The following is a 24,186-nucleotide window of genomic DNA, read 5'->3' as shown; positions in this document are numbered from 1 at the left end:
TTGTTAAAATAGACAGGGGTTTAATTAAATAGTTTAAAAAAACGACAAACAGCGGGGCGATAGCCGCAATTTAGGCGTTGTACTCTGCAACTAACAAACGAATTCGGCGTTTACGTTGAAAAAATACTTACTTTGGCTTGTAGGGATATAATGCGCTCCACCCAATTTGAGAGATCAATGGGGAATGTGCAGTACTGCGTGACGTTATTCCTCCAGACAACCTTTTTGCAATCTTTTCTGTTGTCAGTTTGTTCCATAAAAGAAAACATTTTTCTTGGAAAACATTGCTTTATAGCATTTTTTCCTACGTTGTCGCGTGGATAAAAGCGCACTTTTTCAATTTATCGTAAGACCCGCGCTGTTCCGTGAAAGCGTGATATATTTTTTTATATTTCCTGTGTACATATTTTTTTTTTGAAACCATTTAGAGGCATTCACCATGGTTCAACTATCAAGGCGCCAGTTTCTTAAAGTTACTGGCTCGACGCTGGCGGGTTCCAGTCTCGCTTTGCTTGGCTTTGCGCCAATTGCGGCGTTGGCGGAAGTTCGACAATATAAGCTTTCTCGCACCACGGAAACGCGTAATACATGTCCGTACTGTTCGGTTGGCTGCGGCATTCTGATGTACGGTCTGGGCGACGGAGCAAAAAATGTCTCCTCGAGCATTCTGCATATTGAAGGCGATCCGGATCATCCGGTCAATCGCGGCACGTTATGCCCAAAGGGCGCAAGCCTGATTGACTTTATTCATAGCCCGAGTCGGTTGCTTGCACCAGAGTATCGCGCTCCTGGCGACGACAAATGGCAGAAAATATCATGGAACGACGCGCTAGATAAAATCGCTGGTCTGATGAAGAAAGATCGCGATGAAAACTTTATTGAAAAAAATGCCGCAGGTGCGACCGTCAATCGTTGGTTGACCACCGGTATGTTGGCAGCATCAGCGGGAAGTAACGAAGTTGGTTATTTGACGCACAAGACAATTCGTAGTTTGGGAATGTTAACGTTCGACAATCAAGCACGCGTTTGACACGGACCGACGGTGGCAGGTCTTGCCCCGACGTTTGGCCGTGGTGCGATGACGAATCATTGGGTCGACATCAAGAATGCCGATGTGATCCTGGTAATGGGCGGCAATGCCGCTGAAGCACACCCTTGCGGATTCAAATGGGTAACAGAAGCTAAAGCGCATAACAAGGCGCGATTGATCGTGGTTGACCCGCGTTTCACCCGCACCGCGTCAGTGGCGGACTATCATGTCCCGACCCGGACCGGTACGGATATTGTGTTCCTTGGCGCAATCATCAACTATTTGTTGGTGAACGATAAGATTCAGCACGAGTACGTTCGCAATTACACCGACATGCCGTTCATTGTGCGTGATGATTTTGCGTTCAAAGATGGTTTGTATTCCGGTTACAGCGAAAAGGCTGGCGGGTATCCGGACAAAAGCACGTGGGATTACGAGATGGGTAGCGATGGCTTTGCCAAAATCGATACCACCTTGCAGCATCCACGTTGCGTTTATCAATTGATGAAAACGCACTACTCGCGCTATACACCAGAAATGGTGGAGCGTATTTGCGGTGTGCCATCGGATAAATTTCATAAAGTAGCCGAAGCATTGGCTTCGACCGCCACCCCGGATCGCGCAGGTACTATTTTGTACGCTTTGGGATGGACGCATCACTCGACCGGCGCACAAATTATTCGTACCGGTGCAATGGTCCAGCTATTACTGGGAAATATCGGTATCGCTGGCGGCGGAATGAATGCGTTACGTGGTCACTCTAACATCCAGGGTCTGACCGATTTGGGGTTAATGTCGAACCTTTTGCCAGGCTACATGACGTTGCCCGGCGAGAAAGAACAGGATTTTGACGCTTATATTGCTGCCCGTGCGACGAAACCGTTGCGTCCTAATCAGTTAAGTTATTGGAAAAACTACCGCAGTTTTCATGTCAGTTTTATGAAGACCTGGTGGGGCGACGCCGCTACTGCGGAAAATAACTGGGCTTACGATTACTTGCCTAAGCTTGATAAGCCGTACGACTTATTGCAGGCCATTGAGTTGATGCATCAGGGCAAGATGAACGGCTACATCGCGCAGGGCTTTAACATGCTTGCTTCTGCGCCGAGCAAGCAAAAAGTTACTGAAGCCCTGTCTAAACTGAAGTGGCTAGTGGTGATGGATCCGCTTGCGGTGGAAACGGCTGAGTTCTGGAAACCACACGGCGAATTCCATGACGTCGATCCGGCTAAAATCCAAACTGAAGTGTTCCGTTTGCCAACTACCTGTTTCGCGGAAGAGCGTGGATCGCTGGTCAGTTCAGCGCGCTGGTTGCAATGGCATTGGCAGGGATCGGAACCACCGGGTTTAGCCCGCAGCGATCTGGACATTATGTCTGGCATATTTTTGCGCATGCGCACGATGTATAAACGCGATGGCGGCAAGTTTCCTGACCCGATTGTGAATCTGACATGGAATTATGCTAATCCTGAAAGTCCGACGCCGGAAGAACTGGCCAAGGAATTTAACGGTAAAGCGCTGGTCGATTTGTATGATCTAAAAGATCCGACCAAGCTACTGGCGAAGAAAGGCGAGCAATTGCCGTCGTTCGCCATGTTGCGTGACGATGGCTCGACGACTAGTGGTTGCTGGATATTCTGCGGTGCGTGGACGCAGGCGGGCAATCAGATGGCGCGCCGTGATAACACCGATCCTACCGGGATTGGCCAGACCCTTAACTGGGCTTGGGCTTGGCCGCTCAATCGTCGGGTGTTGTACAACCGTGCTTCTTGCGATGTGAAGGGCAAGCCATTTGACGCCAAACGTAAACTTATTGGCTGGAATGGCACCGCTTGGAATGGTCCTGATATCCCTGACTTCAAGGCTGACGAACCACCGGAAAACGGGATGGGTCCGTTTATTATGTTAGGTGAGGGCGTGGCGCGGTTCTTTGCCCGAGGTGCGATGGCGGAAGGTCCTTTCCCAGAACATTACGAGCCATTTGAAAATCCGCTCGGCTATAACCCGATGCACCCGAAAAATCCGTTGGCGACCAGCAATCCGGCTGCACGGGTCTTTCCACAGGACCGTGCGCAATTGGGAAAACATGAGGATTATCCGCATATTGCAACCAGTTACCGATTGACCGAGCATTTCCATTACTGGACTAAGCATGCCAAGCTGAATGCGATTATTCAGCCCGAGCAATTTGTCGAAATTGGTGAAGACCTGGCGAAAGAAGTAGGCGTCGTAGCAGGTGAGCGCGTGCGCGTCAGTTCGAAGCGAGGACACATTATTGCCAAAGCTGTAGTGACCAAACGTATCAAATCCTTGATGATTGAAGGCAAAAAGATGCACACAGTCGGACTCCCGATTCACTGGGGATTTACGGGTCTTGCAAAGCCCGGATATCTGATCAATACCCTGACACCGTCAGTCGGTGATGCGAATTCCCAGACGCCGGAATTCAAATCTTTCCTGGTGAAAGTGGAAAAAGCATGAGCAAACTACTAGCGTGTGCTGAAAGAGGAGACTAAAGATGTCAATGCAATCACTTGATATCCGGCGCTTGTCGGCGACGACGGTACAGCCGCCGTCGGTGCGGGAACCCGTCACAGGAACTGTCGCAAAGCTGATCGATGTCTCTAAATGCATCGGTTGCAAAGCATGTCAGACCGCATGTATGGAATGGAATGATCTGCGCGATGAAATTGGCGATACGAGCGGTACTTACGATAATCCGCGTGATCTGACCGATAAATCGTGGACCGTGATGCGGTTTTCGGAATATGAAAATCAGGATGCAAATCTTGAGTGGCTAATTCGTAAAGATGGCTGTATGCACTGCGAGGATCCGGGCTGTCTGAAAGCTTGCCCGGCACCTGGCGCCATCGTGCAATACACCAACGGTATCGTCGATTTTCATCAGGAAAATTGTATCGGTTGCGGCTACTGTATTGCGGGATGTCCGTTTGATGTGCCGCGCATTTCGAAGCAGGACCATCGTGCTTATAAATGCACTTTATGTTCTGACCGTGTTGCGGTCGGTCAAGAGCCTGCATGCGTCAAAACCTGTCCGACTGGTGCCATTGTGTTCGGTACAAAAGAAGACATGAAGCAGCATGCGGAAGAGCGCATTGAAGATCTGAAGTCGCGTGGTTTCGACAAGGCCGGTTTGTACGATCCTGCTGGCGTCGGTGGTACGCATGTGATGTATGTATTGCATCATGCGGATCAACCGTCTCTTTATCATGGTCTGCCCAACAATCCGCGCATTAGTCCGATGGTGTCGTTATGGAAGGGTATCGCCAAACCGTTGGCTGTTGCCGGTCTCGCACTGGCTGCGTTGTCAGGTTTCTTCCACTACACGCGCGTCGGCCCTGCCGAAGTGACTGAGGAAGAAGAGCGCGAGGCCCAGGAAGCCGCTCGTAAAATACAGGAAGAGCAGCAGCAAGGAGAGCCAAGATGAATCCCGAGTTGAACGAGTTGAAAGATCACAAGACGCCCACGCCTCTGATCCTTCGTTACACACCCAACGAACGCAGTAATCACTGGATCACAGCGATTACGTTCGTTTTGCTGGCTCTTTCCGGATTGGCCCTGTTTCATCCAGCCATGTTTTGGCTGACTGAACTGTTCGGAGGCGGGCAGTGGACGCGGATTCTGCATCCCTTTGTTGGCGTTGTCATGTTTGTATCATTTGCCTTCCTTGTATTGCGCTTTTGGCATCACAACTTCTTTGAAGAGGGTGATGTCCAGTGGTTGAAGCAAATTGACGATGTCCTCGCCAATCGCGAGGACAAGCTGCCCGAAATCGGTCGCTATAACGCTGGGCAGAAGTTGTTATTCTTCACACTGGTGGTGTGCATGCTAGGCTTGCTGGCATCCGGAATCGTGATTTGGCGCGCGTATTTTGCATTTTACTTTCCGATCCCAGTCATTCGTGCAGCAGCGTTATTGCACGCTGTTTGTGCGTTTGTTCTGATCATTGGTATCATCATTCACATCTATGCAGGTTTCTGGATCAAGGGTTCGATGGGTGCAATGGTGCGTGGTACGGTCACCTACGGCTGGGCAAAAAAGCATCACCCGCGTTGGTTTAAGGAAAGCGTCAAAAAGCAACCATGATGTGAGGTGTTATGGTGATTGATATCGACTTACGTTGATTTTTCAATTTGAACTGTTAATGTATCCTCAGTATGTGCAAATGGATATTGCGCTCAACTACGCCGACGTGGCGTCAGTTGGGTGCGTCTGCCGCCGATAAGCTTGCATGAGATCAAAGGGTGATGTTGAGTGGTATGCTGACATCAATCCCGCCTGCGCGGTAATATCGTGATCAGGTTCTACAGTATTATTTACAGGGAGTTTCAGTGCAGCGAATTCTTGAACGCGGGGAAATTGAATCCCTCGATCACATTACGATCCCACGCTTATGCTTGCCGTCCGCGGAAGGCGTGTTTAAAGCGCGCGCGGCACGTTTGCGCAAGTTGGCAGCGAATGAAATAACAGGCACGCCGGTTAGTGCAGAGTTAAGTGGCTATTTACTGTTGATGGCAGAGTTGGTCGAAGCGCAGAACGCGGTATTTGTATCGCTGACCGATGCGGATGCAGCATTGCCTGATCGGGAGGTACTCGATATCGGGCTTCAGCACGCGATGCCACCATTGCCAGCGTCTGGTCCAAGACCTGTTGTATGGCAGTTGATTTTCCAGCGATTGCTGGCCTTTTTGGCGCCAGTCGTATCGACGCGGCCTCAATTGGGTCCTGTATTGGCAGCTTTGCAGGCGCTTGATCAGACATCACTGGATACATTGGCGGATGCTGTCTTAGCCCAACGTACGGAAGATGTCGATCCAGCCCAAGCACCATTTATTGCTGCCGCGTTACAAGTGTTGTGGAGCCATAGTGCCAGCAAGTTATCGCTGAAGGACGTGCCGACGTTGGAAACGGCTGCGTTATGTCCTGTTTGCGGTTCGCATCCAGTAGCCAGCGTGGTGCGTATCGGCGGTCAATCGCAGGGTTACCGTTATCTGCATTGTGAGCTTTGTGCGAGTGAATGGCACATGGTGCGTGTGAAGTGTTCCCATTGCGAAAAAAATGCTCACATCGCCTATCAAGGCCTGGACGCACTTGGCGATGCGGACATTGATACTTCAAACACTGCTACCGGGTCGAAGAATATCTCAACGTCGATCAAGGCTAATAAGGCGAACAATCCTCAAAAGGTTATTCGGGCCGAGACCTGCGACGATTGTCACACCTATCGCAAAATCGTCAATCAGGAGCACGACTACGAAGTTGAGCCTTTGGCAGACGATCTGGCCAGTTTGACGCTGGATGTGTTGGTCACCGAAGCCGGCTATACGCGGGCAAGCATGAATCCGTTACTGTGGTTTAGCGGCCCCGCATGACAGACCTGCGATCGGCGGCGGGATTACTAGCAACTTCAGCGGCCACATCGGTTGCCGGTGGCGAGGTCGTTTTTGCAGCTCGCTTGCCTTCCGTCGAAAGTGTTCTTGCGGATGCATCCAGTGTTCCGTTGATCGAAAAATATGGTCGCACGCAAACTCTGGCGGCGCTGCGCGCGTTGCTTGCCGAGTTGCGGGCGGAAATCGTGCGCGGCGTGGCGAGCGCTGCTGCGGATGCTAGTACCGCGGTTAATCGGCCAAAGCTGCAAGATAGAGAAAACCCATTCGCTGGCCTCACCTCGGTACTTGCTGAGCGTTTGGCGACGGCTGCGATTCCGTCAATGAAACAGCTATTCAATCTTACTGGCACGGTATTGCATACCAATATGGGCCGAGCATTGTTACCAGATGTGGCGATTGATGCGGTGGTTGCAGCATTAAGTTCTCCGATGAATCTGGAGTTTGATCTGGCGACCGGAAAGCGCGGCGACCGCGATGATTTGGTCGAAGACTTGCTCTGTGAGTTAACCGGGGCTGAAGCGGCTACGGTTGTTAATAACAATGCCGCCGCCGTTTTGCTGATGTTGAGTGCGCTGGCTCCTCGCCGCGAGGTCATTGTTTCGCGCGGGGAATTGGTCGAAATTGGTGGTTCGTTCCGTATTCCGGACATCATGATGCGTGCGGGCGCAAAACTGCACGAAGTCGGAACCACTAATCGCACCCATGTATCTGACTATTCGGATGCGATTGGCCCGCGTAGCGCGTTACTGATGAAGGTCCATTGCAGCAACTATGCAATTCAGGGATTTACTAAAAGTGTCGAAGTAGCGCAACTCGCCGAACTGACCAAAACGCATGGTGTACCGACCGTGGTCGACTTGGGAAGCGGTACGCTAGTTGATCTTTCTCAATATGGATTGCCGCACGAGACAACGGTACGCGAGACCATTGAAGCCGGTGCCGATCTGGTGACCTTTAGTGGCGACAAATTGCTTGGTGGTCCACAGGCTGGCTTGATTGTGGGGCGCGCCGACCTCATCAAAAAAATCAAACGTCATCCTCTCAAGCGTGCGCTACGGGTTGGAAAACTGACATTAGCTGCGCTGGAGCCCGTGCTTGCTCTATATCGTAACCCTGAGCTTCTGCCTGAGCGACTGACAACCTTGCGTTTGTTGACGCGTCAGCAGTCAGCGATGCGGTTACAAGCTGAAAATCTCATGCCGATAGTTCAGCAGGCATTGGGACCGACAGTTGTCGTGACCGCCGAACCATTATTTAGCCAGATCGGAAGCGGTGCGTTACCGGTTGATTTGCTGCCAAGTTATGGCCTCTCGCTACGTATTAATGCGCCGCAGCGGCGTGGCCGCGGGCTAGGAAAAATTGAAAAGATGCTGCGTAACTTGCCGCGTCCAGTGATTGGGCGCATCGCCAATGATACGTTGTGGTTGGACCTGCGTTGTCTTGAAACTGCGGACGAAGCACAGTTCATTGCGCAACTATCCACGCTAGTACTAGCATCATGATTGTTGGTACCGCAGGACATATCGATCACGGTAAGACGACCTTGACGCGTGCTTTGACGGGTGTGGATACTGACCGCCTGAAAGAAGAAAAAGAACGCGGGATCTCGATTGAGCTTGGGTATGCTTATTTGCCTTTGCCCAATGGTGAGGTTCTGGGCCTGATTGATGTTCCTGGTCATGAAAAATTGATTCACACCATGGCCGCAGGCGCTAGTGGAATTGATTTTGCTTTGTTGGTGATCGCCGCCGACGATGGCATCATGCCGCAAACACGTGAACATCTGGCGATATTGGCCATGCTGGGCGTTAAGCGGGGTGCGGTAGCGCTGACCAAAATTGATCGTGTCGATAGCGATCGCATGGCTGCTGTCGAGCAGGATATCAACGTGCTTCTTGCATCAACGCCATTTTCTGGTGCGCAGATTTTTCGCACTCAGGCACATATTGCTGGCGATCCAGGCGTAGCGGCGCTACTTGCCTACTTGACGCTCAGTGCAAATAATGTGAACGGTACAGCTGTTAACCTTGCAACTAACCAAACTAACGCAAATATTTCGCAAATTGCCGATGCCACGCTCGCGACTTCCTCCATGCCGGACGAGCGCTTGTTCCGATTAGCGATAGATCGTGTCTTTACGTTGGCTGGACACGGAACAATCATCGCTGGAACCGCCTTGGCTGGACACGTGGCTGTTGACGATACTTTGATACTGGCGCCGAGCGGCGAACGTGTGCGGGTGCGCAGTATTCACGCGCAAAATCGTCCATCAGCAAGCGGTCATGCCGGTCAGCGATTAGCGTTGAATCTAGTGGGTGTTCCACGTGAGCAGATCAGTCGTGGCGACTGGATTTTGTCACCAGCACTGGCTGAGTGTTCCGAGCGTATTGATGGTGCGCTGCGCTTATTGTCCGATGCCGGACTTTCTCTTAAGTCCTGGTCTCCCGTGCATGTCCACCTCGGTGCCGCACATCGCACCGCGCACGTGGTGCTGCTTGATGGCGATGTGATAGTGCCGGGGCAGGAGAGTAGGGTGCAGCTTGTGTTTGATGCGCCTCTCCACGCGGTGCCGGGCGATCGCTTTGTGATCCGTAACGCACAAGCATCCCGCACCATTGGCGGCGGTCGTGTACTTGATCCATTCGGACCTGCGACCAAGCGGCGCAGTGCTGCACGTCATGCATGGCGCGATGCACTTGCTGCTTTTGTGGACTCTGGCGATAGCGCCGCGCTTCTTGACTGCAATCCGCTTGGTCTTTATCGTTCTGGGCTGGTGCGGTTATCACAGTTGCCACCCGAGCGGCTAGTTCTTCCCATCGATACGCGATCGATTTCGATCAGGGATGGTGATGCAGTACTTATTTCACGGGCTGCCTGGGATGCACTTGCTGCGCGCACGATCGAAGGATTGCGGACTTTTCACGCGAGTACACCCGATGATATTGGTCCGCAAATTGGCCGTTTAAGACGTATCGTTGAACCAGATATGGATGAGTCGCTTTGGCGTGCGCTGGTGGCATCGTTATGTGCGACCGGAATGTTGGTACAACAAGGTCCATGGTTGCATTTGCCTGAGCATACCGTGGAACTGCGCGCAGATGAGCTAGCGTTAGCGATTCAGTTGCTAGCCTCACTTGAGGCCGCAGGATTTAGTCCGCCTTGGGTGCGCGATCTGGCGCGTGAGCATGGCGCTGGCGAAGCGGAGGTCCGCGATCTTTTATGTAAGCTAGCAAAGCGGGCTGAAGTAAGTCAAATTGTGAAGGATCTGTTTTATCATCCCTCAAAGATTGATGACCTGGCGAGGATAGTCGCAGTGCTTGCAAACGATATCGATGAAGCAGGCTGCGTCGCTTCAACCGGTGCAAAAGCACGGCTAGTCAGCGCTGCCGCGTTTCGGGATGCGACCGGTATCGGGCGAAAACGGGCCATTCAATTATTGGAATTTTTTGATCGGGTCGGCTATACTCGGCGCTTGAAAGACACGCACATCCTGCGGCCAAACGCTTTGTGGGGAAGCGACGTTATGTTGTAACGGTTTTTGGATTCTTCAGGTGGTATTTTTGAATAGTATCTTTGAATAGTATTAAAGAGTATTGGTATCCAGCGATACCTGTTAAGTAGTGCTTAATGAGCTGTACCTATTGAGCAATACGGAACAAGCGGCAATGGGAAATAATCCATTCCGCAGCGTACAGTTTTCTTGGAAGGCAACCGCATCCGGTGGTGCGGCCGGGCTTCAAACCCGGTAGGGGGCGTCAGCCGTTCCCTCGTAAGTTCGACTCTTGCTGCCTTCCGCCCTATGGCCTGCTCTCAGATGGATACGAGGCTGACTAAGTCTGATTGGGCCTCATTAATGTTCAGTAATGCCCAGGACGGTTGGTGTAACTCATTCATTTTTCAGATCATTCGCGTTTAGGGACGTACGAAGATTGCGGACGACTTTCAGCAGATTTTTCACGAATTTTCGCAAATCAATTACCGTTGGGACACAAGGATTGCGATGACTGTCATGGCATATTTGTTCCGATAGTTGGGCTAAGCCATCTTCTTGTATTGCCAATAGTGCGCCTTTGAGCCGATGCAAAGCCCCATCGAGGGCTCCAAACTCCCTATTCTGGAAGGCAAGTAGTAGTGAACGTAAATCTTGTCGGTACGTGTCCAAAAAAATCTTAGCAATGTCATCATCGACTATAGATGAACCAAGGTTGTCGTTGAAGGTGGCTGCCAAAGTCTCGGCTTGATTAATAGATGCCTCGAAAGCAGAAGTGCCTCTTTTCGTCCCAGTAGATTGTGGGGCGTATGAACTATTAATAAAAAAATAGCGTGCCAGAGCATTTTTTAAATCAACCAAAGAAATCGGCTTGGTCAGATAAGCGTCAATTTGAGGCCGAATAACCACTGTCTGATCATTTTCACCACTTGCGCTGGTGACAATAATTGGCGTATCCAATCCATGCTGCCGTAAAGATGAAATGAGTTCGTACCCGCTCATGTGCGGTAAGTTCATATCGGTCAATATCAAGTCATACGGATAGTCGCTCGGCGCTGAGGTTGCCAGCGCTAATGCCAGTTTCCCATTATCGACAAAATCGACATTACTCTGTCCCAATGAGTATAGTTGCCTCTCCAGCAATTTTTTACTGACAGGATCATCTTCTACCACGAGTACCCGTAACACAGTCGATGGGATCGGCTCCTGAGGCTGTGCATGGATTTGGGACAGCGAGATCGACGGCATATAGCGAATCGCGGTAATGGGTATAGCATTACCTATGCGCCAATGTTTAAGGGCGCTGAGATCGATTGGTTGTGAGATAGCATTAACGGCCGCATGGCCCAGCACTAGCGTCACCAGAACAATGGTCCCCGCACCGTATTCGCTCTGAATGGTGATTTTTCCCTGCATCGCATCGATTAACTGCTTACACAATGATAAACCCAGACCGGTGCCACCGAACTCGCGTGCGATACTAGAGTTCGCCTGGCTGAAGGGTGTAAATAGCCGTTTTTGATCCTCAGTCGCAATGCCGATGCCAGAATCTCGAATACCGATCTGCAACGTATATCCATCCGGATGCGATGAGCCGGAAATGTCGAGAATAATGTTACCAACATGTGTGAATTTCACTGCATTTGATAGTAAATTATTTAAAATTTGCGCGATTCGCCCAGCATCACCGACCAGATTCTCCGGAACCGTAGATGTGATTCGACATTGAAAGTCAACAGATTTGGATTCGAGGGCAGGTGTCCACAAGTGCGTACATGACGCCACTGCGTCACGTAGATTGAAAGGCGCAATTTCCAGAGATAATTTGCCAGCCTCAATTCTTGAGATATCCAATATGTCATTAATGATGCGCAGGAGCGATTCAAACGAACCACGGATCGTTTGCACGAGTTCTCTTTCTGATGATGCTAAAGGCGCCATTTCCAGCAACTCCAAATGGCCAGTGGCGCCATGCAAAGGCGTCCTTATCTCATGGCTTATTAATGCCAAAAACATGGATTTGGCCTTATTTGCTTGGTCGGCTTCTATCTTTGCACGCTGCAGAGCACGTTCCGCACATTTCTGGGAGGTGATGTCGCTAAGACAGCATAACAGCACGTCATTGCGCAAGTAACGTGTGCGGGTAAAAGCCGCCAGCGCAAAGGTGCATGTTCCGTCCGCTGCGGACAACTCTAATACATCATGGGCAAGTGTCTGATCGCCTGCACCTGACTGACCTTGATTTTTATAGCATGCCATCAGGCGTTGATGGAACGACGTTATCTCATCGAAGGCGTGACTTTGACTGGCGATATGTCGTGCTTGTTCATTGGCCAGTATGAGTTCTCCTGTCGGATAATTTAGTACAAAAAATCCCAATGGCGCCACGCCCATCATAGCGCGGTTAAACGCTTCGCTGTCATGCACTCGTAGCGCTTCTCGAATGACGGGAATGAATGCCAGGCGATTGAAGAAAAAGACGGCAGTCCATAAAATGATACTGAGCATTAAGGCGACGCCGAGCGCAAAATAAATTTTGTGGTGAAGTACGTCCCACAACATACGCCAGTTGAATGTGTATACCATAGTCCAGCCAGTGTCTCTGATAGGGTGGCTTAAGGTGACAAGCGTGGCGCGTCCGTCGAAAAAAGCTTTCAAAGTATCGCTATATTTTTCAATTCTGGATGATGATGTCTTTTGTTGATAGGGCGACTGTTTGCCAGCATCATCGCTGACCGCCCCTGAAAGTACGATTCCGTTTGACGCAATTACGCCAAAACCTGCTGGTAGCGGTTGCAATAGGAAGTGTTGGTCGAACAGATCAACCGGTGTGCTAATGACCAGCACTGAAAAAGCGCTATCGCCATGAAAGGTCACGGCCGCCCGGCTGATGATCAGTTTTCCGCTTAAAGGGTCTTTATAGGGCGCGATCCAGATGGTCTTACCTGCGCGTAGTTTTGCGGCTGGTATTGTCTGCAGTGCGGCCTCAACAGGTGCGACGGCCTTAACAATTGCGGCGCGAATCTCCATTGGATTTCGATGTGAAGATTGAAGCGATTTAGCCGACATCTCCGTCTGCGGTGCATGCAAGCCCAAAAAAGTTTTCTTTTTATCATAAAGCATGACGTACGAACCCTCAACCGCCGGTAAGGTATTCATGACGACATTAGGTGAGACATCGTAAAATTGTGTCAGAAGCGTTGCCAGTTTTGCAGACGGTTTGGCAACGTTCAACGCGGTTAGCACCAGCATTTCTGTTGATGCTTTGGCGGGGCCGTTGTTAACGGCATTAGCCGCAATTTCGGAAGTCACGGCAGGTTGCGTGCCCGATGTGATGTCCGACTTGCTGACCGCGGTGTCAACGGCGGCATCAATCGCTGCATTGATGGCTATGTTGCGCGCCGTATGTTGAATAAAACTAAATCGTTCGAGCGGAATTAAATTAGCTGTTGCTTTTCCCGCCACGTCCGATTGCCGTTGCTTATGCAAAAACTCTTGCCTTACAATAGCTTGGCGCATTTTTGCATTTGCTGTAATGACCCTGATTTCTACCTGACGCTGTTCGTCATCGAATAGAAGTCGTTGCGCGTGGACAAAATTTTCTGTGTACATTGCCACTGCGATTAACCCTGCCACTAGCGCGACAAAGGTAAACAGCGTGGCACCGCCGTAGAGTATCCATTGATAGTATTGACCTAAAAGTTGAACGGAGCTGGTTCCATTGGGTGAGCCTGGTTGTGAACAATGTGTCGAGAACGGTTTGTTCTCGTCATGTTTGATCATTGCGAGGTGATGGAGGACATCAGTTGTTCATTACTGAGCGTATGGAAAAACTCAATGTTACTTTTGGTGCCGAGCTTTTTCATCAACAACTGTTTATGTGCACTGACTGTTTTGACGCTGCGACTCGTCAACTCCGCGATCTCCGTAAGAGTCAACCCGCGTTGGAGTAGACGTATAGTTTCAATTTCTTTAGGTGTGTATGAGACACGTCCGACTGCTGGTGAGCGTTCGTTTCTTCCTAAAGATAAGAGATTTTTTAACATGTCCTGCGTGGTGGCAGAGTCAGTAAATTTATTGCCGGATCTGACTTCATGCACAGCGTTGATCACGTTACGCATGTCACTATTTTTACGGACGAATCCATATACGCCACATTCCAGCGTATTACGGGCTGTTCCCAGATCATCCCGAGCAGAAAGGATGATAATTTTAAGATCAGGGTATATCTGTCGGATCTTTTTAATCATTGGTAAGCCATCAGGGAACTCATCGCCATAGAAAGAATAATCGCATATCAGAATGTCACATGGATAAATCTCAAGCACTTTGAACGTGTCTGACACCGTTTGCGCGGTTGCTACAATACGGACGTTTTTGGTTGTTGCCAATATTTTTTCAACCCCATGTAACAAAATGGGATGATCGTCTGCGACTATGATGTCGCATGTCTCGTTGGTGTGGATATTTTCAAATTGCTGCTGGGTTTCAAACATAATATTTCCCTTATCTTTCTATTCCACACAAAAATGGCGGCGATCGCGTGAACATATTTTTGAGAGCCTTGAAATCCCGCGACACAGATAGAATTATCTCAATAATTGGTGGCAATTGAATTAAGAGACATCTCTTTTTGATGTGGAAATAACTGTAAACGTCTGAGAATATTCCGAGATAAAAAGATTATTCTTAGTGGGCGATGCTATGCTGCGATGGAATACCTCGACAGGCGCTTATGGCTTACTCTGCTTTATCAGACCGCATAACGACGATTTCACGCAGATTTTTGCAAGCGCGAACCTATTTGATCATCGCTTTATTGTCGCTTTTGCTTGCCCTTTTTATCGGTTTTTTGCTTCTGTTTATGCTATGGGACCGGAGTGAATGGGCGCATGAAAATTATGCAGATCTGTTGCGGCAAATATCGCGACAGGAATATTTCATTGGTAAGTTTTCGGAGGTGGTGCCAGATTATATTTGTGGCATGACGTCGCCTTGTAAAAAGCCGGTTGACCCGACTGCACGCTTATCGGTTCCCGGTCAGACCTCTCCACTGGTTGAGGAATTTTGGATACTTCGCCGTCCTATCGGGGCGGGTCCATCAACTTTCCTTGAGCCACAGCACGAATTGCAACTGAGAGAATGGCAGGCGCTTGGATGGCGTCTCGCGGATTTTCATAAGGTCTTTTGGGGTTATCGGGTAAGTAGTGACCAATCAGTCTTAATGAATGCTGATGGCTCTCTTGCAATGTTCACCCGGTCAGGATTGAAGTCGCAGCCAGATACCCAAAAAATTGCGTTATTTTTGCTTCAGAAGCGCGAGGAGTTTGAGCGCATATTGCGCGATTATCCAGATTCGCACAATGCGGATGGTATTTATTGGACGAAATCGATGACCGACCCTTTTTCTGGGCGTACGGTATTTACCTGCTTCATGCCGTATCGAGATAGTCATGGCACTGTTCTTGGTTACGCTTCGACCGACGTTTCACCGGATACTGTATTAATCCGCACGAAGGTCACTGGGACTGCTTTCCAAAAAAGATCTGGACTCGTATTGATTTATGCCTACACAGGTCGATTGATGTTGATTGATGGCCGTAAACCGACTACCGAGGAAGTCGCATTTTATCGAAATCTGGATAGCGAGCAAGATTACAAAATTCACCGTAGCTCTTTACAGTTTCGGATGAAAGATGCCATGCTCCAAGTGAGCTACGCGGTACCAAATATCGAATGGCGTGTGGTGTATGCAGTCAGTTTGTGGACGATGCTGCGTGAAAAAATGATGCTGATCGTGGTCGGAATTTTATTGTTTTTATTGGCCGTTACCGGAGTTCTGCTTGGCACGCAGCGCATCAAACGTGCAGTAATAGGTCCTGCAGAAAGGCAGGCAAAACGACTGGCTGACAGTGAAAATTTTAATCGGACTATCATTGAAACATCGCCTGTGGGATTGGCAGTTTTAAGGGTGCGTGACGGCAGTGTCGTATTGCGTAACGGGCAGTTTGTTCCGCTTGAGCGGTGGCGGTTATTTGATGCGACTGATCAATTAATATCTGGCGATGTGTTGCCGATCTTAGCGTCTCTGGAGCAACTAGGAAAACAAGAGCAGCACAGCACGTTACTTTTAGAGGATGCACAGCACGGACATTTTTACCAAATCGGCATTGCTTCAGCAATGCACGAGGATGAGCCAGTATATATTTGTGTGCTGAGCGATATGACTGATCGCGAACGTACGGAGCAAACGCTGGCAGAAGCCAAGCTTGTTGCCGAATCGGTTAGCGCTTCGAAAAGCCTTTTTCTGGCAACAATCAGTCATGAAATCCGCACGCCTTTATATGGAATGCTGGCTTCAATCGAGCTAATGGCCAAAACTCGACTCGATGATGAACAACGCCAGTTGTCCCACACAATGGATGGTTCTGCCAGAACGCTCAAAGACGTATTAAATGACGCCTTAGATTTCACCAAGGGTGAAACGGAAGCCGATGAGCTAGATCGTCAAGAGTTCGACTTAGCGAAAGAGTTGGAGACAGTGGTGCAGGGATTTTGGTCGCGAGCATCGTTAAAGAATTTGCAACTGAATTGCTTCATTGATCCTGCACTCGAGGGCTTGTGGTGGGGTGATTCCCTTAAGTTGACACAAGTGCTTAATAACTTGATCAATAATGCGGTGAAATTTACGATGCACGGAAATGTCACGGTAATAGGGCAATTACTTACGACGGGACCGAATGGATCACGCATAGGCCTTTCTGTCCGTGATACCGGACCGGGTATTGACGAAGAAGATGCGGAACGTATTTTTCAACCATTTGGTCAGGCTAGCGGACCGGTGGCGAGACAGCAGTTTTCTGGTACGGGTTTGGGCCTTTTTATCTGTAAAAAATTCGTCGCTGCGATGGGCGGTACGATTGCTTTAGATTCTGAGCCTGGTCAAGGTGCGACTTTCGTTGTGACGATTACATTAAGCCAAGCTAAACGAATAGCGGTTGATGAGAGTTTGAGCGGTCTTACATTCGCAATTAATACCAGCCTGGAACACGGAACACATTTATCCTCGGTAATAACGTCGAAATCCGGTGTAATCCTTGAACTGCGTGATGATCCTGACAATAGAGAGCCGTATTCAGCGCGAATTGATGTGACTGTCGATACGGCAGGGCATGGCGTTGAAGGGCATAGCGAAACCGGTGAATTTGAAGAAGCGGCGCACCAGGGGGTTGTGTTTCTAGACTTATCTTTGCCCTATCAGCCCTTTTTGAAGGGTAATCAAGGTTATGCCAATCCTCTTTCCGGATCAGCCGTAATAAATGCTTTATTGATGGTGGCTGGGCGCAAAGCCGCGGAGGAAGCAATCCAGCCAGCAATGATGGGAAGCCCTCGTAAAACTGATGCGCATGTGTTGATTGTTGATGATCAGGCAATTAACAGACTTCTTTTGGAAAAACAATTAACGTTTTTTGGTTGCCGTATCAGCGCAGCCGAGAGTGGCCGGGAAGCATTACGACAGATTCAGGACGGTCAACATTTTGATCTGATTTTGACTGATCTGAATATGCCAGAAATGAACGGTTATGAGTTGGCACTGGCTTTGCGTGCGCATGAAGTGCTTTGCCCTATCATTGCCGTTACTGCAAGCCTGTTAGCGGGCGAACGCGAACGCGGGCAGGCCGCCGGGATGAACGGCTATATGATTAAACCGTTTGCGATGGATGATTTGGAAAAGCTGTTGGAGCGATTTATTGGCTTGGGCAAGGCACTGCCACATATCGTGTCTAACGCTATGGTGATCGACGAATCCGATCGTGATAAAGCGATCGCGGAAGCGTCTGTGGTCGCATCACAGATGTGGCAGCCGGAAATGTTAAAAGCTGCGGTTAATAGTATGACGGAGGATATGGCACTGTTGGCTGTCGCTATTGCCTTAGCTGATCTTGATCACCTTGGGGCAATCGCGCATCGGATTCACGGCGGTATGGCGGCCCTCGATATGCGACCTGCCATCTCGCTGTGCCGCGCGATCGAAGAAAGTGCAGAGTACGAGTGGCAAGAAGAGGCGTTCCGACTTGCACCTATCCTGTTGGAAATGCTTGAACAAATTCGAGAAGATATCAATCCGGATGAGGATTAAGTACTAAAGCCGTCCCATCATTCATTGACCTAAATCTACAGGCAATCAAAGCATCCGGCTAATAATGTTACGTTTGTCGATGAGTTGATGTTTCGCTACTGCCGCAAGGTGCAGAATTAACATTACTGCTACGCCAGCGCAGGAAGCACGATGTACGTCAAAAAAGAATCCGTTAATCGATGCGTCGTTGATAGGGTTGGGAATGTCGATTAACCAAAAAAATCTGTAACTATGTGTCAGCATTAAAACGCCGCTTAATAACATGACAAAAATTACCAGGTAAAACATTTCATGCGCCAGATGTGCAATATTTTTCTTGGGACCTGAAAGGTCGGCCGGGTAGGGAACTGACGGTCTAAAGAATTTCCATAAATACCTTACAACCGTAAGCGGTATCACGACAGTTCCAATAGACATATTCAATACCGAAAAAAATGAAAAATACGGTGTGTCGATCAAAAAATGTAGCGAGTAACCAGCAATCATTGTATAAATGATCAAGCCCGCAGCAATCCAATGTACCCGTCGCGTAAAGACGTCATAACGATTGTGCTGCTGATTTCTCTGTGAAAAATGATTAATAATCGTTGCCATAAATAACCTTATAAATAGTGTTGTCAGGTGTAAAGAAGAGTTAAAAACGCAAAGTGACTAAAACGCCGTTTCACGCTCACCTAAAAAATTATTTTTTAAAATGGGGAAATGTGATTGATTCGTACAAAAACGTCGAATCGGAGGTGCATCTTGTCACGGTAAAAAATCTCTTTTACCAAAAATAAATTCGCATGCTCTCGATAAAAACCGGGTCACTCAAAGCGCCATCCCGGCAATCACTCGGTATAGCTCAGAATCATTGCGTATACTTAATTTTTCCATTGCACGCAGTTTGTGCGCACTCACCGTTTTGATGCTGAGACTCATGCATTGAGCAATATCAGTGAGACGACTACCTTTGCCCATCAAGCGCAGTACTTCTATTTCTTTAGGACTAATAACAGCAGTTTCAGGATTGCGATACAGCATCGCTTTCAACAAGTGATGCTCAACAAACGTATCGCCTTTGATAACAGCCTGAATTGCTTGCCACAGTACTTCTTCGTTGGCGCTTTTACTGATGTAGCCATTCGCGCCTGCTTCCAATGCCGCGCGGATGATAATTGGCGAATGATGATGCGACACCACAAGTATGTTGGTGCTGTAATTCTTGCGGATATGCTTGATCAAGTTATGACCGTCGAGTGCGTGGAGCGGATGCGGATCGGTACTGTCAGTCTGTAATGAATAATCTAGTAGGAGCAGATCCGGGTTATGCGTCTTCAGCGCCTCCAATAACTCCTTAGGCGATGCCACATCTGCGACCACGTTATAGGATGTTTGTTCAGTAGATGTCTGAGGCGATGCATTTGGAGCTGAAAAATTGCTGATTATGGAGACCAACCCCTTGCGGACTAAAGTGGAATCTTCGACGATAATAATGTTGATAGGCATGAAAAAAGCTCCGTTTATTCAGATTGTCCACAGAACATCTTCACCGTTCCTCAACGTCGATATTTAACGGAGAGTAGTTTGCCATGCGATAAGGATTGGTCCTGACTTGTTGAAACAAAGAATATTCTTATCGACTCTCATTGAAAATAGGGTTTATCCCAAAAATCGCGATATCGATTGCACTGAAAAAAAACTCAACAAACATACCGGTACAAAATCACTGAGTAACGCTGCTATGGATAATTAAGAAAGTATCGCCAGAACTATAAAATCCCTTGTAAAGTCGAATTAATTTTTCCTGACTACTCAAAAAAACGCCCCGTAATCCGAGGCGTTTTTATTAGTATCTGGTCCGGTACCTATTTTGTTCGTTGGCACCGGATAGCCAAAATTCGTTTGTAGATAATGATTTACTTGCTAACCTTCGTCCACGCATCCGACCAGTCACTACCAGTTCCCGGAGCATAATGCTGTGGAGACTGTTTGCACCACAGACCATGAGGAACCGGCTTACATGCATAAACATTGCCATCCTTCGGTTGTAATACCTTGTTACCTGGTTTATACGCTGTGCGATCATTCGGGTACGTAAAGTCATAGTCGACATTTACAGGAGGAATCGGATCAACGACTGGCGGAATTGGATCAACAACCGGTGGAGTCGGGTCAGCTACATCGCCTCCTACCATTTTGAAGTTCGATGTTTTTTGCACCAGCGCGCCCGATTTTGCTTTACCAATAGTCACCAGATCGTAGCTACCGGCTACAGCTTTATCGATATCTATCGTAAAGTGTTCTGAGCCGTCGTTTATATCTGCTTCGCCACGAGCGACTTCTTCTTTTTGCGCGTTGTAGACAATGTTTTGCACCTTACTGGAATCGCCCAGAGCTTTCACGTCAAAATGGAGTGTGACTTTGCCGTTTTCGATTTTGTACGTCGATTTTACGCCGCTGACTTCCATCGAGAAAATAGGATTTGCGCGCTGAATATCAATGATCAGACCTGAAACATTGCTGTCTTTTTGGACGTAAGCAGTGTTTGGGCCATAGGCTGGTTTCACTTCATCATCTTTATTCAATTGGCCTGCTTTGTAACCCAGATTGTCGGCGTTGATTTTGGTGGCTAATTGATGTGGCCATTGGGTACTCTTACCTTCTTCGTCGCTCTGAATGGTGAGTACGGTTTGTTTTGAAACATCCTCCTGACCAGCAACCATCACGCGAGCGGTGATGACCGTGTCCGTTTTTAAATCGGTTTGACTCGGTTGAATTGATCCAATTTCTGACCACTTTGATGGTGCGATCATATCATTCTGAATATCGACATCGACTACTTGATAGAACGTAGCGGAAGTATCTGATGTCTTCCATGTAGCCAGCACCACATGATAGCCGCTATGATCGGTCGGAATATCAACACTATGCGAAGAATTCATGATGCCATTATTCGGTTTGGTGCCGTTATGTATTTGTTGGCCGATTGGCGTTGCTTCAAACGAACTGCGTGACAAAGGCATATTGGGGTTCCAATCTTTTTTAGTGATAAAGAACTGCCAGTAAGCGGTAATATGATCTGCCGTATATTTCCACTTGAACGTATTTTTACCCGCTTTGACCTTGGTTTTATGCCAGCGCGTTGCTGTCTGTTCGTTCAGGTTACCGTATTTGCTGGTGAGGCCGCCTGCTGCAATATCGCCGTCAGCGGGAGCGTTGAACGGGAAAGCCTCGTTGCCGGGTGGCAGAGCGCCGAAAGCACCGCCGCCACCGCCGAATTCAACACCTTGTGGTTCGTAGGGAGCGATGCAGTTGGCGTTGACGCCTTGGTAGCAAGACAGCGACCGGCTCATTGGCGATTCGATGTAACCATGTGCTGATGCTTGCTGAGCGACCAGCGAACCAAGTACCAGTGTTAAACCGAGCGATAGTTTACCGATTGTTTTTGTTGATGTGGATGTAGACATATAGGTTAATACCCTTTGTTAGTGTATGTAAAAAATCGTTAGTACTGCATGAATTCTGAATCTCAATAGTGAGTTGATGCTGCGTGCTCAGTGGCACTGCATTCCTACTGTTGATGGGATTCATTTTCCAGTTTTTAACTAACGCACAACACCTGATAAATGCGGGGATTAAATAAGAAAAACGCTTAACCGGTTAAGAATTGTCTGTATTTGAGTTGGGCTTGATGATTCAAGCCGTACGTTTTAGTGTTACTGCTCTACACCAAAGGAAGTGATGATACAAAAAAGGTGCGGACAATGTCGGCACCTTTTGTGGGAAATATGTTCTCCCGCTTAACGCCGCTTATATGGCGTCATTGGCAAGTTTATTTTATTTCAAATTGCGCCTTCACCCAAATCATTCGACCGGGTTCGTTGATGCGTGTGGTTTGGTCATAACCGGGCAATGGCGTGCCACTGCGACTAAGATGTTCGGCGTACACTTTGTTGGTTATATTATCGACGCCGGATGTAATCAATACATCTTTGCGAGGCTTCCAGCCAGCATTAATCGAAAATATGGTGAACCCAGAACTAGCCCCCAAATCTTGTCCCGCGATGTTACCTTTATGAAGATCAAAACGTTTCTGGGAGGCGACTGAGCGCACCATAGAAGCTAGAGACCAGGTGTGATTGTCAAAGGTAAGACCAAATTTACTTTCCAATGGTGGCATTTGTGCTAAGGGTGTCTTGTCGGTCAGGTTATTACCGCGAACCCCGTTAATCGAACCATCGAGTTTCCATAGTTGATTGATCGCATACGTTGCGCCGATTTCACCGCCCCACGTCGACGCCTTTATATTACGTGTAATGGAGATGCCGGTCTTTGCTCCCTTATTCACGTTTGACTCAATCAGGATAAAATCATTTACATGGCTATAAAAGGCTGAAGCGGTTAGATTCCATGGGCCTGAATGATATAGGACACCAATATCAAGTTGAGTCGTTTTTTCTGGCCTGGTACCAAAAGCGCTCACACTATCCACACTTTGCTTTGAAATCAACTCCCAATAGTCAGGAAATCGCTCTGCGATTCCAACACCCGCATAAAGCGTCGTTGGACTTCCCGTAAGGTCGTGCTCATAGCGTGTAAAACCACTGCGTAACGTGTCATTTCGGCGTGTGAGATTACCCGAACTGGTGGTCGATTTTCGTTCATCTCTGGCCTGCCAAAAATCTGTGCGCAACCCGGTAATAATGCGGCTATTTTCGCTTTTTCCGAGATGTTGCGTTAGCTCGCCAAACAAACCAATATTCTGAAAACGTGCATCGGGCACCCGTGGACTGTCCTGATACGACACGCTCCCAGGATTCATTCCCATCCCCATGCGTGATGTATGCACATTGCCTTGCATATCAAAACCGGTTACTAGTTGCGTCGTATCACTCAGATTGAGCGTGATGGCGACGCGGCCGCCTTGTGTGGTGCGGTCCGGATTCATTGCCTTCAACATACTACCCGCTGTAGGGGAGCGAAGACTGTAGTTATCCATTACGTGGTCAATGTAATTTCGGTAAATTTGGGCTTCCACTTTTTTGACCATTGGTGACAAGTTACGCTTTTGGAACTTGAGTCCTATAGTCGAGCGAGCGAATCGCGCACCATCCATCCCACGGTCAGCGTAGGCGGCCTGACCGTCACTTTTGGCAATAGATAGCTCCAGCAAGGTATTGTCATCGGGCGTCCACCCAAACGCTGCACGACTACTCCAGCGGGTATAAGACGAATGTACAGGATGTCCTTCGCCATCGCGATAGTCATCGGAATGTGATCGGGTCGCGCCTGCTTCAGCATAAAATCCGGACAGGCTATAACGGGCGGAAGAGACCTCGTCATGACGCCCAAAACTACCCACCATAATACTGGAGTTGAGTTTCAATCCTGGCGCTACACGCTCGGTACTACGTTCGAACAATACAGTTCCTGCAGAACTAGTGGGGCCATAAAGAACCGTTTGCGGTCCTTTAATCAAGGTAATGCGGTCATATTCCGCTGGAAATATATAGGCGGTCGGTGGATCCATGCGACCACCGCAACCACCTAAAATTTGCTGTCCATCCATTGCAATATTCAGCCGTGATCCCGCCATACCACGGAAGACAGGATCACCATCAGTGCCACCTTTGCGCACTACAGAAAATCCTGGAATCGTTTTTAGGTAATCAGCTCCATCATGTGCGGGAACGGGTTGGCGCGGTGCTTTTGGATCGGTAACGACGATGAGCGGTGCCGACATTTGCGGTGCGGTTACAACGACTTCTGGAAGGGGGATAGTCAGGTTTGCAATGATTGCATGATCTATCGATTGGGCGTGAACGTTAGCCATAAAGAGAGCGCCCAAAACTAAGGCAATCGGCGTGAGTTTGAAACAATTCGTCATATTGGGATGAATGGTTGATAAGTGACTCGCGACGATGTCTGCCGGCATTAGCGAAGACGCCGAACCGTCAAGACAAGTATTGCGCACAGTTACTCTGGTTTAAATAGCATTTATCAAAACCGCCCGCTGACAACGCTGAGAGGTTCCTATCCGTTTTATAGATTTGGTACTACACAGTGTGGACACTTTTACCAATTTAAAACACGGGATAAGTACCTGTCTCTTATACACATCTCCGAGCCCACG

Annotated in this window: 13 protein-coding genes and 1 tRNA gene; 8 read left to right on the top strand and 6 right to left on the bottom strand. The window is 48.7% G+C overall.

The window, feature by feature from the left end; all coding sequences use genetic code 11:
* The first annotated feature begins 439 nt into the window (after nt 1–439).
* The 7 genes from fdnG to QN379_RS15050 all read left to right on the top strand — a co-directional run bounded on the left by fdnG (nt 440) and on the right by QN379_RS15050 (nt 10,236).
* Nucleotides 440–3,511 carry a formate dehydrogenase-N subunit alpha gene (gene fdnG, locus QN379_RS15080; RefSeq protein WP_322239046.1) on the top strand — a complete coding sequence of 1,024 codons (3,072 nt, stop codon included), beginning with the start codon at nt 440–442 and terminating at the stop codon, nt 3,509–3,511.
* Nucleotides 3,512–3,548: 37 nt separating this feature from the next.
* Complete coding sequence (fdxH, locus tag QN379_RS15075; protein ID WP_322239044.1) at nt 3,549–4,478, top strand: formate dehydrogenase subunit beta; 930 nt, start codon at nt 3,549–3,551, stop codon at nt 4,476–4,478.
* Nucleotides 4,475–5,137: a formate dehydrogenase subunit gamma gene (locus QN379_RS15070; protein WP_322239042.1), complete on the top strand. Its 663-nt coding sequence runs from the start codon at nt 4,475–4,477 to the stop codon at nt 5,135–5,137. Before fdxH ends, QN379_RS15070 begins: the two co-directional genes overlap by 4 nt.
* A 245-nt stretch (nt 5,138–5,382) precedes the next feature.
* Nucleotides 5,383–6,423, top strand: coding sequence for a formate dehydrogenase accessory protein FdhE (fdhE, locus tag QN379_RS15065; protein ID WP_322239040.1), 1,041 nt, complete (start codon nt 5,383–5,385; stop codon nt 6,421–6,423).
* Nucleotides 6,420–7,943: an L-seryl-tRNA(Sec) selenium transferase gene (selA, locus tag QN379_RS15060; RefSeq protein WP_322239038.1), complete on the top strand. Its 1,524-nt coding sequence runs from the start codon at nt 6,420–6,422 to the stop codon at nt 7,941–7,943. Before fdhE ends, selA begins: the two co-directional genes overlap by 4 nt.
* A complete protein-coding gene (gene selB / locus QN379_RS15055) occupies nt 7,940–9,973 on the top strand; it encodes a selenocysteine-specific translation elongation factor (RefSeq protein ID WP_322239036.1) in 2,034 nt (677 codons plus the stop codon). The genes selA and selB overlap by 4 nt, the downstream gene beginning before the upstream one ends.
* Before the next feature lie 170 nt (nt 9,974–10,143).
* Nucleotides 10,144–10,236: transfer RNA gene (locus QN379_RS15050), tRNA-Sec, on the top strand.
* Between the two features lie 91 nt (nt 10,237–10,327).
* On the opposite strand, the gene QN379_RS15045 is transcribed toward QN379_RS15050, so the two are convergent.
* Entirely contained in the window at nt 10,328–13,714 is a 3,387-nt protein-coding gene (locus tag QN379_RS15045; protein ID WP_322239034.1) for an ATP-binding protein, read from the bottom strand.
* Complete coding sequence (locus QN379_RS15040; protein ID WP_322239032.1) at nt 13,711–14,427, bottom strand: response regulator transcription factor; 717 nt, start codon at nt 14,425–14,427, stop codon at nt 13,711–13,713. Before QN379_RS15040 ends, QN379_RS15045 begins: the two co-directional genes overlap by 4 nt.
* Nucleotides 14,428–14,666: 239 nt before the next feature.
* On the opposite strand from QN379_RS15040, the gene QN379_RS15035 reads away from it, so the two are divergent.
* A complete protein-coding gene (locus QN379_RS15035) occupies nt 14,667–18,071 on the top strand; it encodes an ATP-binding protein (protein ID WP_322239030.1) in 3,405 nt (1,134 codons plus the stop codon).
* 45 nt (nt 18,072–18,116) lie between these two features.
* Here QN379_RS15035 and QN379_RS15030 read toward each other — a convergent pair whose 3' ends face one another.
* The 4 genes from QN379_RS15030 to QN379_RS15015 all read right to left on the bottom strand — a co-directional run bounded on the left by QN379_RS15030 (nt 18,117) and on the right by QN379_RS15015 (nt 23,886).
* The gene (locus QN379_RS15030; RefSeq protein ID WP_322239028.1) at nt 18,117–18,665 is read right to left on the bottom strand and encodes a cytochrome b; all 549 of its coding nucleotides are present in this window, start codon (nt 18,663–18,665) and stop codon (nt 18,117–18,119) included.
* Between the two features lie 216 nt (nt 18,666–18,881).
* On the bottom strand, nt 18,882–19,559 hold the full coding sequence (locus tag QN379_RS15025) for a response regulator transcription factor (RefSeq protein ID WP_323506997.1): 678 nt from the start codon (nt 19,557–19,559) through the stop codon (nt 18,882–18,884).
* Nucleotides 19,560–19,969: 410 nt separating this feature from the next.
* The gene (locus QN379_RS15020) at nt 19,970–21,520 is read right to left on the bottom strand and encodes a lytic polysaccharide monooxygenase (RefSeq protein WP_323506996.1); all 1,551 of its coding nucleotides are present in this window, start codon (nt 21,518–21,520) and stop codon (nt 19,970–19,972) included.
* A gap of 365 nt (nt 21,521–21,885) precedes the next feature.
* The gene (locus tag QN379_RS15015) at nt 21,886–23,886 is read right to left on the bottom strand and encodes a TonB-dependent copper receptor (RefSeq protein ID WP_322239022.1); all 2,001 of its coding nucleotides are present in this window, start codon (nt 23,884–23,886) and stop codon (nt 21,886–21,888) included.
* Between the last annotated feature and the right edge of the window lie 300 nt (nt 23,887–24,186).

Source organism: Glaciimonas sp. Gout2, assembly GCF_035018905.1.
Classification (GTDB): Bacteria; Pseudomonadota; Gammaproteobacteria; order Burkholderiales; family Burkholderiaceae_D; genus Glaciimonas.
Note: the sequence above shows the minus strand (reverse complement) of the source record. Positions and strands in the feature narration are given on the sequence as shown.